The organism is Lentilactobacillus kefiri, from assembly GCF_009739535.1.
Lineage (GTDB): Bacteria > Bacillota > Bacilli > Lactobacillales > Lactobacillaceae > Lentilactobacillus > Lentilactobacillus kefiri.
In genome coordinates, this window is the sequence record NZ_CP029971.1 from 931,708 (window position 1) to 949,304 (window position 17,597).

A 17,597-nucleotide genomic window follows, 5' to 3' on the forward strand; every position below is an offset into this window, starting at 1 on the left:
TTGGTGATTTCATGGGTAACTTGGACAAAGCTTCTAAATTAATTGGTGAAGAAAACAAGTACTATGCTCGTTCTGCGCGAATCAACTATTATAATTTAGTAATCGATCACGCTCATGGGGCAACATTAGTGGACGTCGACGGTAACAAATATATTGATTTGCTGGCAAGTGCATCCGCCATTAATGTTGGTCACACCCATGAAAAAGTTGTTAAAGCCATCACTGATCAGGCACAAAAATTAATTCATTACACACCAGCATATTTCCACCATGTACCCGGAATGGAACTCTCCGAGAAGCTGGCAAAGATTGCCCCTGGAAACTCTCCTAAAATGGTCAGTTTCGGTAACTCCGGTTCAGACGCAAACGATGCAATCATCAAGTTTGCGAGAGCGTACACCGGCCGTCAGTACATTGTCTCTTACATGGGATCTTATCACGGTTCAACGTATGGTTCGCAAACCTTATCGGGAAGTAGTCTTAACATGACCAGAAAGATTGGTCCAATGCTTCCCAGCGTTGTGCATGTTCCATATCCTGATTCATATCGCACTTATCCAGGAGAAACCGAACATGATATTTCGTTACGTTACTTTAATGAATTCAAGAAACCATTTGAATCATTTTTACCCGCTGATGAAACGGCCTGTGTTCTGATTGAACCAATCCAAGGTGATGGCGGAATCATCAAGGCACCGGAAGAATACATGCAGCTGGTTTATAAGTTCTGTCACGACAACGGCATCTTGTTTGCAACCGATGAAGTCAATCAAGGCCTGGGTCGAACTGGAAAATTATGGTCAATTCAACAGTATAAGGATATTGAACCCGATTTAATGTCAGTTGGTAAATCGTTGGCATCCGGCATGCCTCTTAGTGCCGTCGTAGGTAAGAAGGAAGTCATGCAGAGTCTTGATGCTCCTGCCCACTTATTTACAACTGCCGGAAACCCGGTTTGTTCTGCAGCTTCCTTGGCAACATTGGACGTCATTAAAGATGAAAAGTTGGTTGAAAAATCAGCTACTGATGGCGCCTATGCCAAGAAACGATTCTTAGATATGCAAAAACGTCACCCAATGATCGGTGATGTCCGCATGTGGGGCCTCAATGGCGGAATCGAATTGGTCAAGGATCCGAAGACAAAGGAACCGGACAGCGATGCCGCAACCAAGGTTATCTACTATGCGTTTGCTCACGGAGTGGTTATTATCACCCTGGCAGGCAATATTCTGCGTTTCCAGCCGCCTCTGGTCATTCCAAGAGAGCAATTAGACAAAGCTCTTCAAGTCCTCGACGATGCTTTTACGGCCGTTGAGAATGGTGAGGTTGAAATCCCTAAGGATGCTGGTAAGATTGGCTGGTAAAAATTAGCATTAGCTGCTTCTGCCAAGTTAAAATCAAATTTAAATATATGCAAAAGGCGAGAATCTTTAATTTAGATTCTCGCCTTTTCTTCTTAATTATTAGGGTCTGTCTGGAAACTATTTAAGCCAAATCAAAATTGAAGCAATGTAAATGGTTTGTAGAAAAACATGCACTAGTTTATCATATCGCGTCGCAATCCGCCGGTAATTCTTCAATTGATTAAAGTAATTCTCGATCAAATGGCGTTCACAATAGACGTAATAATCACAATCCCACTTGTCTTGGGCATTACTTTTAGGTGGAATCGTATATTGACCGCCTTCAGCTTCAATATACTGGCGCAGTTCCTTAGTCCCATAAGCTTTATCGGCAATCAGATTAACGCCGGCTAAAGCTAATTGTCGCAGTAATGGTTCAGCTGCCCGACTATCATGAACTTGGCCGCCGGTAAGGATAAAACATAATGGATTTCCAAGGCCATCCACCACCGCATGAATTTTAGTGGTTCGACCACCACGGCTTAGACCGATGGCTTGATTCTCAACGTCACAGCGGGCGTTTTTTTAGCGCCCGTGGCCTTTTGATGAGCTCGAATGCTAGTTGAATCGAGGCTGATATTTTCCATATCCGGTTCATCGATCAAATCCTTAAAGATCCGTTCAAACAAGCCGGCATCAACCCAACTACGATAACGACTATAGCTGGTTTTCCATGAACCGTATCGTTCAGGAATATCACGCCAGGTGGCGCCACTTTTTAGCAACCAGAGAACCGCATTAAAAACTTGGCGATTAGGTATTTTAGGTGGGCGTCCGGTTTTATAGGGCGGAAAACGGTCCTCAATCCGGGCCCATTGCTCATCAGTAATTTCATAACGTTTCGGAATTGTCATCGGCGAAAACCTCAATTTGTTTTTTATCAAGATTATACACGATTATTTTGTTTCCAGACAGACCCTAGTCAGGCAATTTACTATACAAATCATCTGAAAAAGAAACCCGACCATTTTTGAAGACAATCACATTGCCTTCGGGATTACCTTTTGGAGTATCATCCATTGTATTCCACCAATAACCAAAAGAAAGTAGCGCATTGTGATACTTTTGAGGATTTTTTCCATAATATGCAACGTTCATAAAGATCGCATCAGTTGCATCACCAGTCATCCCTTTAATAGGAGTTGTTTGCTCACTCGCATATAAATGTCCATAATACCTCATCTTATCGTTAAAGGTGACGGTTCCTTTATAATTTTTGCGAATCAATTTGGCTGTCTTAGAATTAATCACGGACACTTTAGTATAGAATCTTGACCGTTTTTGATAACGTTTCTTATACTTGTTCGCATGCTTAAGCTGATAAACTACTGAAGTTACCTTGCCAGCTCTTTTATGTACAGTCACAACTGCATTATCATGATGATCACGGTATGTTTTTGTACTGGCACTAACAGCCCCCGATGTTAAAAATAAAACAACTGCCATTGAACTTAAAATACATAAAAATAATTTTCTTAGATTTATGTTCATCATATATAATCCCCTCGTTCACTTTCTTGTTAAGTTATGAAATGTTAACGTCTTAATAATACAACTCTTGAAAAACATTTCAATCTCTTTGATAAATTAAGTTGTGAATCACAATTAACAAGTATTTTGAGCTGTAGAAGCTAAACAATGTTCTTGGTCGACTTTCAAAACCTGTCATACCTTCTCTTAAAAGTTGTCTTAGGAACTAGCTTACATCCAATTTTTACTGAGCATGCTTCATAAACGGCTTATAAATTTTAATTCCAAACAAATAATCGCAACAGCTATCGCAGTGGATGTCCCACTGACCCCATGATTAGCATGTAATAATAATTTTGGCGGTATAATAATTAGTTGAAAGTTTTAAGAACTTTCAACTAATCGTATCGAGGAGGGTCTCTGATTGTATAAACGACTTATCGTCATCATATTACCTTTCGTTATGATTGGACTCATTGGCTTAGTGCTGGTTACTGCAAACCAGACCCGCAACTCCACGCAACAAATTGATCAGCCCCGGCAGTCGAAAACTCAAAAATACCAGCCGCTTTCAATTGCGACTTTTAAAAAGAACCGCAAAATTCAATACGCTGGCATTATTTACTATGCAATTAACCACGTCAATATTCAGCGTTGGCAAGAGGTTTCAGATGTTAGTTTGGGTTGGCAGGTCGAACTTTCTCAAGCAAATAACATCGTCCGCTATTTGGTTTGGCCGGACAAAAAGATCACCAGTCAGGAAAAGCAACTGACCCCAAACTGGTTTGAAATTAACGATCAACAGGTTATTTACCATAGCTTCGAAGTTCACACCGCTCAAAAAGATGAGGATCAGCACTACCGGACAAGTGAATCTCGAATTGTTAACCAAATTAACTCGGATCACGCTGCTCAAAAAGTGAGACGGATGAGCCAAAATGTCGTGATTAAGGGGCAGCATCGCTAAGTCCCAAACTGGGATTAGTCCATAGCTGATCGTAAGCAGTAAATAAATGTACAAAAAAGAACGCCCACATTAGTAGACGTCCGATTATTTACTGCTTATTGATCATGCTTCATAAACGACTTATAAATTTTAATGCCAAAATAAACAATCGCAACAGCTATCGCAATGACAATTGCGTACGTAATAACTGAAAAGATAAAATCGCCAAGATAAAAATGACCACTCATGATAACTTCCCCCAATAAATCAGTTTCAAAATTCAAGTACGTTCTCATACTTAATTATGGCACAACGCCCCCCATTCCAAGAGCACGTCGCTTATTTCAATTCAAATTCCAGTATCTCAGGATTGTGATCTGAATTCTTGAATCCTAAACTCTTAACATGAACGCGATTGACCTGGATGTTATCCGAAAGCAGGAATCCATCAATCAATGAGGTATAAGTCTTGCCAGGATGATAAGACGTTCCGTTAGCCCTGACCGAGGGAACCTCGGCTTGAGCAAGACCCTGCTTGGCAATTCGGAATCCCTTTGGCAACTGGTCTGCCGGGAACGGATGGGTCCAATTTCTGCGCTTACTCGTCGTCTTAAACACTTCAGGACTATTCCCCAACATGTCATGATTGTAATCACCGGCGACCATCACATAATTACCGGCTTGCCGCTCAATTTTCATTTTAGAGAACAACTTTTGAATTTGCGCTTTTCGAACTTTGGCATTCTTTGTAAATGCCGACATGTGCAAATTAATCACTGCCAGCTGTTTGCCATTATTAACCGGAATATGGGTCACTGAAATTGCCCGATCCAGATCCATGAACTTATTAAAGTCAGTGTCGATCGGAAGCTGATAACGTGTGCTATCGGTTATTTTAGCTTTGGCAAGGGTCAGCAGTCCTGACTTGGCTTTTCCAATCGGCCGAGTCAACGGGTAAAACAAATATGCCGAATCATAATTCTGCGCATAGGCACTGGAATATCCAGCCATTTTACGCTGCAACCATTGAACTTCATTCACGTGAAAAGAACGGTCACCATCAGTATCCACTTCTTGGAAAAACATCAAGGTTGGATCTTCCTCAGCAACTGCGTGATGAATACCCGTCAGGTCATCGAGAACCGATTGCTTGCTGAAAGCCCGTGAGTATTTGCCGCCATCCATAAAGAACGAATAGTTGTCAGGATAAGCTGCGTATCCAATATTAAAAGTCATCGCTTTGTATGGCCGATTTGTCTGCAGTATCCTTGTATTGTGATTTTCCGGTTCCAACTTCACATTGTCCGGAGTCCGGTGGTACGTTAAGTAAACGTACGCCACATAGGCTGCAACCACCACAATTAAGCCTGAAAGAATGAATAATAGTCCTTTTACGATTTTTTTCATAGAATACCTCCACACTTATTATCATAGCAAATCACCAGCCGAACATTCTAAAAATATTTTGAAATATTGGTACCATTTACAACGGTTTAATGATAAAATTTAGGCATATTTGTTCATACTTTAGGAGGGGTTCACATGAAGAAATCGAGTTTTTGGTTTGCGCTATTATTTGCTGGGGCTTTAAGTATCGGTGTGGGAACATCATCGCAAAATGTTTCCGCCAAAACTGTCAATATCTACTTAACCCGTCATGGGCAGACGATGTTTAACGTCAACGGCCGGGGTCAAGGTTGGGCAGACAGTCCTTTAACCGACACCGGTGTTTATGTCGCTCATCAATTAGGTTATGGCTTGTATGGATTAAAGTTCAAAGCCGCCTATTCCGCTGACAATATGCGGACATTCCGAACAGCAACTTATGCTCTTCAGTCATCCGGCAACGGCAACCTCAAAGTAAACTGGACATCCAATTTACGTGAAGGTGGTTACGGTAGCTTTGAAGGGCAAAAGTACGATGACGTCAACAAAGTCACGATGCCATTACTACGACCAGCCGGCACTTACTCAGGCCCACAAGACTTCAGCAAGGCTCAACAGGCACTTGGTAAAAACTTCTGGCCAGCATTGCAGGATGCCTATCATGCCGCAGAAACGGTCGATTTTGGTAAGTACAGTGATCCTTCACTTCCCGAATCATTAAAGGCTGAGAGCTCAACTCAAGTCATCAACCGAATGAACACTGAATTGACTTCCATCGCACAAAAAGCCGAAAAGACTGGTGGAAATGTATTGGTTGTCAGCTCTGGAATGTCAATTCCAGAATGGCTTTCATCCGAAAAAAACTACACCGTTCCAGGGTTTGTGAACTGGGGCAACGAAGCCACAATGAAAGTAACCTATAAGAATGGTCAATTCTACTTCCCTTCAAACGTTACCGATAAGACAATTCTTTACACGATCGATAAAGGTGCCGAACTACAAAAGCTCCCTAAGAACACTTTGAAGGTCAACAAGTTCTATTTGAAGAAGAATAAGGTTTCCGGTAAGACTTCAACCGGTGCGTCATTGGTTCTAAAGAATACCAAGGGATCAACACTAAAGAACGCTAACGCAAACTCAAACGGAAACTTTACATTTAAGCTTAGTAAAGCCACTTTGAAAAAGTTGAAAAAGGGTATGAATCTGAAATTAACTTCAACCCCAAAGAACGCCGCCAAATCGTTGGATATGAACTCTGATCAAATCAGTCAAATCGTATTTGGTAATAAGACAGCAACCGTTAAAGTATTAAAATAACTCAACACAAGATTAAAGGACAGCCTTGATGGGCTGCCCTTTTTGTTTAAACAATAATTTTCTTCTTCAACACTGTCAGAGATGCAAACAGTAATATTGCACAACTGGCACCGATAATAATGTTGATCCACGCAATTGCGGCAATGGGCGTTGCTTCGGCAAGTGATACAATTACCATTCCGAGACTGCCAAAGATCGTTCCACCGGCACTATACAAAGCGGAAGCTGAACCATTGTCGTTTTCTTCCTGTTTCAATATCAGATAAGTTCCTGGTGGCCGAACCGCACTGCTGGCAAGGGTTGCTGGAAACTGGGTCAACGCGAATGCAATTGGACTCATTTGCCCAAATATCAATACTAAGATTCCGGCAACGATTGAGATACCAAAGGATGTATAAACTATCTTAAACCGGTCGTTATACTTCGATAGCGGAATATAAACCAACGGTCCCAGCAGCATGCCAATCGCGTTGAACGAGAAGAATAAGCTGAACATTCGGCTGCTCAAGTGAAAGGTGTCTTGAAAAATGTATGAAGAGGATGAGATGTAGGAGAGCGAGACAATCGACATCAGTGAGAATGTTATCAGTAAGGCGGAAAAACCTGGGTTTAGGAGTAACGATCCCAAGCGGCCGAAAGATTTGAGAATACTGGTGTTGCCAGTTTCCGCTTGATGGGTTTCTTTAAATATGATTGATCCGTAAATGACGGATAACCCCAAGAGTGCCTGGGCAAAGAAGATCCCCCGCCATGAAATAAAGGTTAGTAATAGGGACCCAATCACCGGCGCAATTGCTGGTGAAATTACAACCATGGACTGAACAATCGCTAACGTGGTTTCCTGTTTGCGGCCAACGAAGACATCTTTGATAACGGCAGTCGCAACAGTTGTTGCAACCCCACCACCGATGGCCTGCAGAACTCTAAAGATGATAATTTCATACGCATTGACGGCAATTCCACACAGGATACTGGCTAACATGTAGAGCGTCAATCCAATCAGTAGAATTGGCCGGCGACCATAACGATCACTCAGTGGTCCCCAAAACAAAGTGGCGATTGAGTAAAACACAAAGAACAAAATGAGCGTCAGATTCATCACAATTTCGGGAACCGCAAAAAACTTCGTCATTTCAGGAAGTGCAGGTAAATACAAATCGGTTGAGAGTGGGACAAAGGCACTCAAAAGCGCCAGAAAGATGATAAAACCTGTATTTCCCATCCGTGGTTGGACTTTACTATCTGCCATTATCGACCCCTCCTTTTCCACCTCATATTAATCGCAAACTCACCGGTAACTCGATCTGCTCGATGTTGAAACTCTTTAAATCCACGCTTTCGATAAAACGTGTACGCGTGGGCGTTCTTTTCGTAGACTGACAATGTTAGCTCTGAATGGTTCTGCTTTGCCGCATCCATCAATTGGGAACCGATGCCCTGGTCACGATGACCTTTGGCAACAAATAAGCCGGCAATGTAGTGGCCATCCATTCCCATAAATCCCTGAACATGCCCATTTTCCTCAAATATGAACAACTCTGACTTAGCAATGTCGTGTTTAACGACGTCAAAGTAATGTTTCCAATAATCTGGATCAATAAAAGAGTGGGCGTCTAAATTGCCTGCCAACCAGATGCGAGCTATTTCATTTAATCGTTCACCTGCCGCACCTTGAACATGTTCAATCATTGCTCCAACTCCCATCTGTACTTGCTATCTTTTATTGTAAAACAAAAATGGAATTCCGAGGTGGAATTCCATTTTTGGATTCAGGCTATTTAATAACTTTCACGTACTTTGGATTACCAGTAATATAACCACCGGCAACGTGATACCTGAGAGCACCATGATTTGTCACGCTGTTTGCATGTGAGAAATCATAATTCTTAACACGAATCTTCGTGCCTTTCTTGAAGTGAGCGTGCTTGTTACGCTTACTCAAGTTGACATCTTTATATCGATAAATTGGCTTCTTAACCTTAATGTACTTGGGCTGATTTTGATTGTCCATAGTTACCAGTTTCCGGTTTGCGGTAATGTATTGACCGTTTGCCAAAACAAATCTGGTTGTTAGGTTATGCTTTACAATCTTAGTAACATTCAGAACCGTTCCCTGCTTGTAATTGCGGGTCTTTGCAGTGAGGTTCTTGTACATATATGCATTGACACCACGAGGATTAATCACGGTCACAGAAGCGTGCATCGTCTGATAATAGACAGGACGAACGTATGCCCATTGAGCGGTGATATATCCGCTATTGCCATGGTTCTTGGTCAGATGGTTAACATCGCGAACCTGATAACGCAAACGACCGTTAGCAGAATGACCATAACCAGTTACAACAAACATTGGTCGGTAAACCCGTGGCTTGGAAACATATCCAGCTCGACGTTCATGCTTACTGAAGGTTGTGTTCTTATACAAATAAATCTTCTTCAAAGCATAAACAACGGTCCCCTTTTGAGCAACGTTGCCACCCTCTCCTGGGTCAGGAGTTGGTGTGGGCGTCGGTGTAGGTGTTGGCGTTGGAGTCGGATTCGGTGCGGGGTTTGGAGTTGGGTTCGGCGTTGGACTTGTAGTCTTCTTAACATAAATCTTAACTGGCGACTTAGTTGATCCCCATGTAATAGTTGGTTGAGTTTGACCTGACTTAAGTTCGCTGGTTGTTGCCAAATGATACCCTGATGGAATTGTACCAAATGTCAGAATTTTGTTGAGATTCCAAACATCATTCAGCTTTGTAGTTGAAGTAGGCTTTATGGTGAAGTTATTGTTGGGGAATGAGGTTTTCCCATCAACATCTACAAATTCGGCCGCTATATTCTTTAGCTCTGGTGTTGGATCTTTAATAGTCAGTTTTGCTGTCTGGGTATTGGTTGAACCAGCATCGTTCTCCGCATAGATCGGAATATCATATGTTTGACCATCCTTAAAACCATTATAGGAAAATGCAGTGTTTTTATTATAACCAACACCAAAGTGTAGCGTATTCTGACCATGCAACTTACTGGAGTCTGCGTTGTTATCGGTAACCGTGGCAAATTGTTTCAAAATGTCATTGTCATCTTTCAGCGTTTTACCGTTGAAAAGCATTTGTCGAGCTTCGTCTGATGTAACTATTTTATCTTGGACAGTTAGAATTGGGATAAAACCCGCAGCAATTGTACTGTTATAAAACAGATTGGCAGTATATGGATCGATCTTCACTGGATCAGTGCTGTTATCCTTAACAGTTGATGTCACTTTTGAAACATCTGTGACCTTATTAGTGGTAATCAGGAATGGAATTTTGAAAGATTTGTGGCTTTAAAAGTAACCTTGTTAGGGGTGCTATTAACAACGCTCCACTCGGATGTTGGGTGATCATTGTCACCTGTTTTATAAACCTTCATCATTGGTGTGTAAAAAGGAAGATTTGACGGATCCGTAGATAAAGTCCATGTCAGTGATTTGGGAACATCTTTCGCATCAGGTAGAGTTATCTCAGCCCAAGCAACAAAGGCATTTCTTGTATACCAGTACAAAAGTCCTTTATTAACGGAAGTATCATTGTTAAAATCGGCATAATAATTAACGTCGAAACGATTCTCACCATTTAATTTAAGTTTTTCTGTGGGAACCGGTAGCCCAGATAAGCCACCAAATATTTGCTGACTTATTTTAGTGACAACACCCCCTCCAGAGGAAGAACTGTTGTCTACGTTAAAGGATTTATCTGCTAATATGTTCGCAGTCTGATTTCCTCGCTTGTAGTCAATTGAAACATGGTAAGTAGCTTCTTTGTCTGTATTCGCAGTACTCTTTGACGGCTTAGCGTACAATGAGATTCCCGCTTGGGCAAGAGTTGAGTAATCAACATCTTTAGTTGCAGTAATAATAACTTTGGCTGGACTAGAGGAACCATCCGTGGTAACCGTAAAGAAATTATTCGATGAAATTGAATTAATCTGAAGAGAGCTCAGATTAAAACCCGGAGTTCCAGTTCCGTCTTTGTCAACATTGATGATAATTTGATCATTCTTCTGAATTCGTTCACCTTTCATTAAATCAAATGAAAAATGAATTGCTTCCTGACTAGTATATTTATAATCCTTACTAGAATTGATGCTATCAGTCATACTAAATGGACTTGATAAAGTAGCCTGATCAGCCGCAGATGCCTTATTGTTGAAAGCAAAAGCTCCCAGTATCAGAATAACAGTTCCAACAATGATCGCCAGAACCATTTTTTTAAATCTTTGATAATTACTACTATTTAGTTTATCCACGTTAAAATCCCCCCATAAATCAACACGCATTATGTCATGTTTACCTTAATTATATGATTACTATGCTATTGACGCAATTCTAATGGATTTGGAATAAACCCCTTTACTTATGATAAAACGTGCAAAATGAGGATGTCTTTTAAACTTTATGACTTTTGCAGGACTTTTCATGTACAATGTAGTTAAAATTAAGGAGGAATCATATCATGCCAACCAACAAAAACAAAGTCTATCTAGCTTCACCATTCTTCAGTGACGGTCAAAAGGACCGAATCAACCAGGTCGTCAGCTTGTTAAAGCAAAACCCAACAATCGACGCTGACGGTATTTTCATCCCTCAAGACCACCAATTCGAATCAGAACCATTCGGCAGCTTCAAATGGCAGGATGCCGTCTTTGCATCCGACATGCGCCAAGTACATAAAGCCGACGTTGTAGTTGCCATTTTGGATTATCAGCTTGAAGACGGCTTAACCGAACCCGATTCCGGTACAGTCTTTGAAATTGGCTCTGCTCATGAAGCCAACATCCCCGTTATCATGGTTCAATTTGGTGAAAACAGCCAGTTGAACTTGATGTTGTCTCGCAGTTATACCGCCTTTTTCAACGGCAAAGACGATATTCAACATATTAAAGACTATAACTTCAACGATCTGGAACAACGCTACACCGAAAAGAAAGTTCTCTAATTTAATATTGGACGCAAAAAAGCTGGGCAAAATTGCCCAGCTTTTTTTATTTTTATGAATGACTATTATTGGTTACCCCATCTTCAACCCCCACTGACAAATCAGCTTTGTCATTCGAAGGCAAAAGGTGAATCGCGTTTTTCAACAAGAATGGCGCAATCAAGGTTGATAAAATAATCACTAAAATCAAATCTGAATAGTAGGAGTCGGACAGAAGTCCTGACGAAAATCCGATTTGAGCGGTAATTAAGCCCATCTCACCTCGAGAAATCATCCCCGAGCCGATCATATAACTGCTGTTAAGATCGAACCCATTTACCAGGGCACCAATTCCACATCCGAACAACTTACTCAAGCAGGCAAGCACTGTTAAAGTCCCAACGAACAGCAACGAGTCACCGATATGGGCAAACGACATGTTGAGCCCGATACTTACAAAGAACATTGGCACAAACACGGCGTAGCCAATTGGTTCCATGTGGTTTTCGATTGTTTCCCGATACGGCGTATGAGCAACCGCGATTCCTGCGAAGAATGCGCCAACCGCTCCACTCAGGCCAACTGCATCGGCGATGTAAGCCATCCCTAGGCAGATAACCATTGAAGTAATGGTGACACTGGAGGCCATCAGCAATCGCTCGCCAATTCGCATCAGGTACGGCACAATCCATTTGACCATCAAATAAGCCATTCCAAAGAATGCAATTTGTTCAATCGAGATCAATGCCAAATTTGTCGATGAGCCACTTGTATTAACTCCCTGAGTTCCCATGACACTAATCATGATGGACAACAGGATAACGCCAATAATATCATCGGCTACGGCAGCCCCTAATATGGTTGCACCTTCCTTGGTATCCAAAGCCTTGTAGTCACGCAGCACTTCAACGGAAATTGAAACCGAAGTTGCACTGAATACCACCCCAATAAAGATGGCTTCCATAGGTGAGAACGAAAACGCCCAGCAGGCACCGCCAATCATTAAAACGGGGAAAATAACCCCAATGATGGCAACAATAATTGCCGGCCGCAAGTATTTTCGCAACAGCTTAAGGTTGCTTTCAAGACCACCAATAAACATCAGGATGATAACCCCGATTTGGGAGAATAAATCGATCATGTGATCAAGGTGAATCCAGCCCAACATCGCTGGGCCCACCAGGATTCCCACTAATATTTGACCAATAACCGACGGAATGCCAATCCGATTTGCGAAGTGCCCGGCCAAGGTTGTCAATACCAGCAAAAGACAAAGTGCACCGATAAAGGACATGCAGTGGCCTCCTTTCTAAAAACTTATGTGCTTAACTTCTATTATATGTGTTTATGATTCTATGTGAATATGTGTTGAGTGAAATCAGCTTAGTCTTTTTGGATCTCAGCTGCTCTGGAGCCGATCATTGCGCTGATAAAGTGAATTGCCAAACCAATGATTAATCCGATGGCAGCTGGAAGCAACCAGTCCATCCCAAGTGAAGCACCTGGAAGAAAATCGTCTAATTTAAGGATTGTGGTTGCGAAAGCTGACTTGGAAATAATTGTTGGCGCAGCTGCGATTGCATCAAGAATTGCTGGAATGATGGTGAAAATCGTGGTCCAGATATATACTCGACGATCGTGATTGAACAATGGTGAGGCGATTGAAAGAATAATCAACGTGATAGCCAGTGGATACAGGAACATCAGCATTGGGGTTGACCATGAAATGATGGTATCAAGACCAAAGTTGGCAATTCCAAATGACAAGCCGGTTGCGATCATCAACCATGTACGGTATGAAATTGAAGGGAATTTTTCGTGTAAAGCTTCAGAAAATGATGTTGAAAGGCCAACGGCGGTTGTCAGGCAAGTCAAAGTAGCCATCATCGCCAGGAAGATTTCACCGGTAATGCCCATGAAATGGTTGGCAATTTGATTAAAGGCAATCCCACCATCAATTGATAACTTGAAGCTGCCAAGAGTGGTTGCGCCCAACCAGATCAAGGCAATATAGATAATGGCCTCAAGTCCGATTCCAAGAGCGCCGGATTTCATGGTAGTCATTGAAATCTCTTTGGCGCTTGTAGCTCCCAGGCTCTTAATGGCTGTAACGATTGCAATTCCAAAGAGCAGACCGGCAATACAATCCATTGTGTTATAGCCTTGAAGGAAACCGTTAAGGATTGATCCATTTTGATAAGCGGCATCGGTAATCGGTGCTTTTGAAGCTGAACTAATTGGACTCATGAAAGCAAATGCGAAAATAATGGCTAATAAAGCTAAAAATGTCGGGTTCAATATTTTACCAATTGAATTAATAATCCCGGTTGGCTTACGTGAAGCCCAATAAGTAATTCCAAAGAAGATCAGTGAATAAATGAATAACCACATTGGTTGTTGTGATGCGCTCAGATGGCTGGCAAAGCCGATTTGAAATGGTGTTGTCGCTGTCCGAGGAGTTGCAAATAATGGTCCAAGAGTCGCACAAACCATTACCATGAAGAAGGTTGCGTAACGTTTGCCGATTGGTTTAGCAAGGTCATAAATCCCATTACTGTGGGTAACGGCAATCGCAATAATTGCAAGTAAGGGTAATAACGTTCCGGTTAGCAGAAAGCCGATTCCAGCGGTAATCCAATGGGAGCCGGCAAGTTGTCCCAAGTGAATTGGGAAAATCAAGTTCCCAGCGCCAAAGAACATTCCAAAAAGCATAGAAGCAATGATCAGATAATGTTTAAATGATAATTTTTTTGATGTATTTTCCATATTGTGCACTCCTTATAATTCAAATTCGATAATTGATGACTTAAATATTTAAATTGATAATTCGTGACTCGGCTAATGCCGCCTGACTTACTTTGATTTAACAATGTTCTCATTTTAAGACCTCCTTAATTGCAAACAAAAAACGTCCCTCAAGATCTTGACGATCTCAAGGGACGTTTACACGTGTTACCACCCAAATTCTCGACAGCCTCACAACTATCGACTCGCCATGTACGGCCAAATAAGCTTTGGCGATACACTGGCGCTGTAATGGGCGCTCCCAACAAACACTCGCAGACTCGCTCGCATTTGTCGCTCGAAGGTTACTTTCATCACTTAGGCTTTTGAATCGTTCTCACTTACCCGATTCTCCCTGAAAAAGTTCTAAGAGACTACTTTCCTTGTCTTAGCAAATTCTAATGTTTCTAATTGACACAAATATTAATCTATTTACGGCGCAATGTCAACTAGTTTTTATTATTTAACTAATTTTACGCTGTGCTTGGTGTAATCCAAGTGCCAACCTTTTGGTAATGCATGGTGGGCAAATTTACCAGAAAGCTTGTTGGACTTGAGAATGACAACTCCTGACTTGAGGCCTTTGACATTCTTGATAACCAACTTACCACCAAGCTTGGCAGTTCCGGAAACTGAAACTTTATCATTTGCATTCACATTCAAAGTTCCTTGTTTGCTTTGAGTGTAGTTGCCCTTCACAACCACGTTCTTGGCAGACAATGTCAATTTACCATCACTCAGCTTGAAGCTGCCGTGACCCAATGCACTGTCGTTTTCAGCTACCAAAGTACCACCTTTAACAGTTGTGCCGCCTTTGTATGAATTATTGCCAAGCAAGCTCAATGATCCGGTACCTTCCTTGGTCAAACCACCGTTACCGGAAATATTGTTCTTCCAAGTATCGACAGCGTTGAAACCACCCTTTGAGGCATCCATATTAACGGTGGTATCGTTCAAGAATTCGCCAAATCCATTAGCAGCCTTGAAGAGGTTCAAACGGCCCCATCCTTCAGTATCATCAGTCATTGGATATCCTGATGGCAATCCGGTGGTGAAGAGAACTTCACGGCGTTGAGTGTCATTCAAGTATGGTAAACGGGTCTTAAGAAGAACTTCAGCACCCTTTGGAACAACCATTGGCTTGGTAGTGTCACCGATTGGAGAGAAGCCGTAGGTCAAACGATAAGTGTAATTTTTAAGGTTGGTTTGGTAATCGCTGAATGAATCTTGAGCTGATTTATCTTCAGCATTTGCCAAATCTTTTTGAGTATCTTGATATGCTTGACTGATTAACTGCTTGTTATCAGGATCGTTCAATGTTGCGGCAGTCATTGCAGTACCGATGACACGGCCACCCATAACAGCGAGTGGTGAGTGACGGCCGGCAAGAACTCGGTCATAACCAACTTCTGAAGAACGGGTGATTAATTGTTGGTAACGTTCTGGGAATAAGTAAGCTAATGTTTCACCAATCTCAAATGCAGCAGTCGTATGACCACTTGGGAAGTCGTAGTCGGTAGCTTTAGCGGCAGCCATAACATTGACTAGATATGGGTTAACCTTAACCTGACTGCTTTGACGATATGGTCGGGTGAACTTGATGTAAGCCTTTGGGGTTCCAGTTCCGGACCATGCTGAATCTTCAGCAATGTCCACTAATTTAACAGCGGAACCAAGTGTCGAATTCTCATCAGCCCATTGCATTGAGCTGTATGGTGAATCTGCTGGAAGCGGTGCATCGGGAACGGCGTTGAAATCAGTTTGGGCGTCAGCGTCTTTGATAAATGCCGGTGCGTATTGTCCAAGACCGCTAATCAAGTTGTAACGAAGGTCTCGTCGATCAGTTAAATATGATCGGTCAATTTCTGCTTGTGAAGCACCATTGGAAATCTGAATTGATTTATCCAAGTTTTCCTGTAGCACTGCGGTATTAGTCTTAGTTCCGTCTGGTGCATCCCAATACTTCAAGAAGGTATTGTTAAATAACGCGATTGCCGGATTGGTTTCAGGTGTGTCATTGGTCTTAATGTTTTGTTTATACTGATCAACAAAGTATCCATATGATGCCGGTGCTGGATTTAATTCACTTGATATACTGGTATCCGATTTAGCGTTTGCCTTAATACCGTTACTCTGTGAACCTAAAACAGCGGCTCCGGTCAGCGTCAAAATAAAGGCACTCTTCAGAACCGTTTTCAAAATTGCATTACTATGTCTACGTCCCATGTTAATCCTCCCAAGGTGAAATTATTTCTATGATATGCTTATCAGAACAACAAGTATCAGCAAAACCACAATGGATATCTCCCAGCCCAACTTGGGAGTATGCTTGATTTCGTATAACATTGTTGACATATTCACACCATCCTTCTAGATAGTCCCTGATAACCACTTTCGATTCACCTTTAGTGTACTTGGGGCACGTAAATTACAAGCAAAGGATTTGTAAAAAGTCGGTAAATGTTTGGCACACCAAAATAAATTTTCCAAAGCAAAAAAGAGCCAGGCAAAATATCAAATTTTGTCTGACTCTTCTTCAGTTCATGAAACAATCTGCTTAAGAAATTTGTGAATCACAGTGCGACTCAGCGTCAACTTTTGCATGGACCGTTGAATGCTCTCTAAAGTATGCCTGCATCTGATCCGAGGTCAATAATTGATCACTCTGAATCAACTTGTAGGCGCCCATGAAGGTTGATGCGAACTCTTCTTTGAGCTTATCTTTAGGGAAATCATCCGGGTGCAACATCCAGTGGTAGCAGACCCACGCAAATCCACTGGTCAGAAAGATAATCGTGTAATTCAGATTCCATTCCCGATCTTTGGTTGGATCTGCCCCGAGTTTGCCTCGGTTAAAGAGTCCGCCAGTCACATTGATGGCATCGGTAATTTCCTTTTGAATCAAATTGGGAAATACCAACGTATCAATGGTCGAAACGAGCTTAATTCCCCGCCGATTTTCACTCATATAATCAACCGCATCACCGATTGATTGAATAACCGCCTTCATCGAATCGTCCTGATCTTCCCAACCATGGAATGATTGGCTCAAACCAGAAACGTAGTAATCTTCCAAATGATCAAATAGATCATAAATGTCATGGAAGTACGTGTAAAAAGTCCGACGGTTGATGTGTGCGGCTTTGGTAACTTGAGTAACGCTCACAAGCTTTAAAAATTCCCGGCCATCAGAAAGTCGGCCGCTAGCATGCGCTGTAGTCATATTTTGTTCCATCACTTGAATAAATGCGTGATAGATTGATTGCTTCATAGTAATATTTTGAAACATGTTCGTTCCCCCCAACAGAAACCCCGAACGCAATCCTTATCAGTCAATTAGTATACCTTAATGTA

The 17,597-nt window shown here is 41.9% G+C and carries 16 protein-coding genes and 1 other annotated feature; of the genes, 4 read left to right on the forward strand and 12 right to left on the reverse strand.

Annotated features, from left to right (window positions below; genetic code table 11):
* Positions 1-11: 11 nt before the first annotated feature.
* On the forward strand, positions 12-1,364 hold the full coding sequence (locus DNL43_RS04625; RefSeq protein WP_056981067.1) for an aspartate aminotransferase family protein: 1,353 nt from the start codon (positions 12-14) through the stop codon (positions 1,362-1,364).
* Between the two features lie 117 nt (positions 1,365-1,481).
* On the opposite strand, the gene DNL43_RS04630 is transcribed toward DNL43_RS04625, so the two are convergent.
* Positions 1,482-2,257 (reverse strand): IS5 family transposase gene (locus DNL43_RS04630; RefSeq protein WP_094753971.1). Its coding sequence is split into 2 segments (ribosomal slippage): positions 1,482-1,930 and positions 1,930-2,257, totalling 777 coding nucleotides; the frame shifts between segments, so codons are not numbered across the junction.
* 64 nt (positions 2,258-2,321) lie between these two features.
* Positions 2,322-2,897, reverse strand: a complete 576-nt coding sequence (locus tag DNL43_RS04635) for a hypothetical protein (RefSeq protein ID WP_056981594.1) — start codon at positions 2,895-2,897, stop codon at positions 2,322-2,324.
* A 400-nt stretch (positions 2,898-3,297) separates the two neighbouring features.
* Between DNL43_RS04635 and DNL43_RS04640 the strand changes: the two genes are divergently transcribed.
* Positions 3,298-3,840 (forward strand): hypothetical protein, encoded by a 543-nt coding sequence (locus DNL43_RS04640; RefSeq protein WP_056981597.1) that lies wholly within the window; start codon positions 3,298-3,300, stop codon positions 3,838-3,840.
* A 95-nt stretch (positions 3,841-3,935) separates the two neighbouring features.
* On the opposite strand, the gene DNL43_RS12270 is transcribed toward DNL43_RS04640, so the two are convergent.
* The gene (locus DNL43_RS12270; protein ID WP_263851812.1) at positions 3,936-4,067 is read right to left on the reverse strand and encodes a hypothetical protein; all 132 of its coding nucleotides are present in this window, start codon (positions 4,065-4,067) and stop codon (positions 3,936-3,938) included.
* A 91-nt stretch (positions 4,068-4,158) separates the two neighbouring features.
* A complete protein-coding gene (locus DNL43_RS04645) occupies positions 4,159-5,226 on the reverse strand; it encodes an exonuclease/endonuclease/phosphatase family protein (RefSeq protein ID WP_054769360.1) in 1,068 nt (355 codons plus the stop codon).
* A gap of 135 nt (positions 5,227-5,361) precedes the next feature.
* On the opposite strand from DNL43_RS04645, the gene DNL43_RS04650 reads away from it, so the two are divergent.
* Positions 5,362-6,522 carry a histidine phosphatase family protein gene (locus tag DNL43_RS04650; protein WP_056981599.1) on the forward strand — a complete coding sequence of 387 codons (1,161 nt, stop codon included), beginning with the start codon at positions 5,362-5,364 and terminating at the stop codon, positions 6,520-6,522.
* Between the two features lie 46 nt (positions 6,523-6,568).
* Here the strand turns inward: DNL43_RS04650 and DNL43_RS04655 are convergent, their stop codons facing one another.
* From DNL43_RS04655 to DNL43_RS12210, 4 genes are all read right to left on the reverse strand, one after another.
* Positions 6,569-7,771, reverse strand: a complete 1,203-nt coding sequence (locus DNL43_RS04655; protein ID WP_056981601.1) for an MFS transporter — start codon at positions 7,769-7,771, stop codon at positions 6,569-6,571.
* Positions 7,771-8,211 carry a GNAT family N-acetyltransferase gene (locus DNL43_RS04660; protein WP_056981603.1) on the reverse strand — a complete coding sequence of 147 codons (441 nt, stop codon included), beginning with the start codon at positions 8,209-8,211 and terminating at the stop codon, positions 7,771-7,773. Before DNL43_RS04660 ends, DNL43_RS04655 begins: the two co-directional genes overlap by 1 nt.
* 85 nt (positions 8,212-8,296) lie before the next feature.
* Entirely contained in the window at positions 8,297-9,766 is a 1,470-nt protein-coding gene (locus tag DNL43_RS12330; protein ID WP_056981605.1) for a DUF5776 domain-containing protein, read from the reverse strand.
* Positions 9,767-9,798: 32 nt separating this feature from the next.
* A complete protein-coding gene (locus DNL43_RS12210; protein ID WP_056981607.1) occupies positions 9,799-10,791 on the reverse strand; it encodes a hypothetical protein in 993 nt (330 codons plus the stop codon).
* A gap of 206 nt (positions 10,792-10,997) precedes the next feature.
* Between DNL43_RS12210 and DNL43_RS04670 the strand changes: the two genes are divergently transcribed.
* Complete coding sequence (locus DNL43_RS04670) at positions 10,998-11,480, forward strand: nucleoside 2-deoxyribosyltransferase (RefSeq protein ID WP_056981609.1); 483 nt, start codon at positions 10,998-11,000, stop codon at positions 11,478-11,480.
* A gap of 52 nt (positions 11,481-11,532) precedes the next feature.
* On the opposite strand, the gene DNL43_RS04675 is transcribed toward DNL43_RS04670, so the two are convergent.
* From DNL43_RS04675 to DNL43_RS04690, 4 genes are all read right to left on the reverse strand, one after another.
* A complete protein-coding gene (locus DNL43_RS04675; protein WP_054769357.1) occupies positions 11,533-12,753 on the reverse strand; it encodes a cation:proton antiporter in 1,221 nt (406 codons plus the stop codon).
* A gap of 89 nt (positions 12,754-12,842) precedes the next feature.
* Positions 12,843-14,225 (reverse strand): branched-chain amino acid transport system II carrier protein, encoded by a 1,383-nt coding sequence (gene brnQ / locus DNL43_RS04680; RefSeq protein ID WP_056981611.1) that lies wholly within the window; start codon positions 14,223-14,225, stop codon positions 12,843-12,845.
* Between the two features lie 166 nt (positions 14,226-14,391).
* Positions 14,392-14,642 (reverse strand) — a binding site (T-box leader).
* A gap of 60 nt (positions 14,643-14,702) precedes the next feature.
* The gene (locus tag DNL43_RS04685; protein WP_054769355.1) at positions 14,703-16,469 is read right to left on the reverse strand and encodes a phosphatase PAP2 family protein; all 1,767 of its coding nucleotides are present in this window, start codon (positions 16,467-16,469) and stop codon (positions 14,703-14,705) included.
* A gap of 331 nt (positions 16,470-16,800) precedes the next feature.
* Positions 16,801-17,532, reverse strand: a complete 732-nt coding sequence (locus DNL43_RS04690; protein ID WP_056981613.1) for a TetR/AcrR family transcriptional regulator — start codon at positions 17,530-17,532, stop codon at positions 16,801-16,803.
* Positions 17,533-17,597 lie beyond the last annotated feature (65 nt).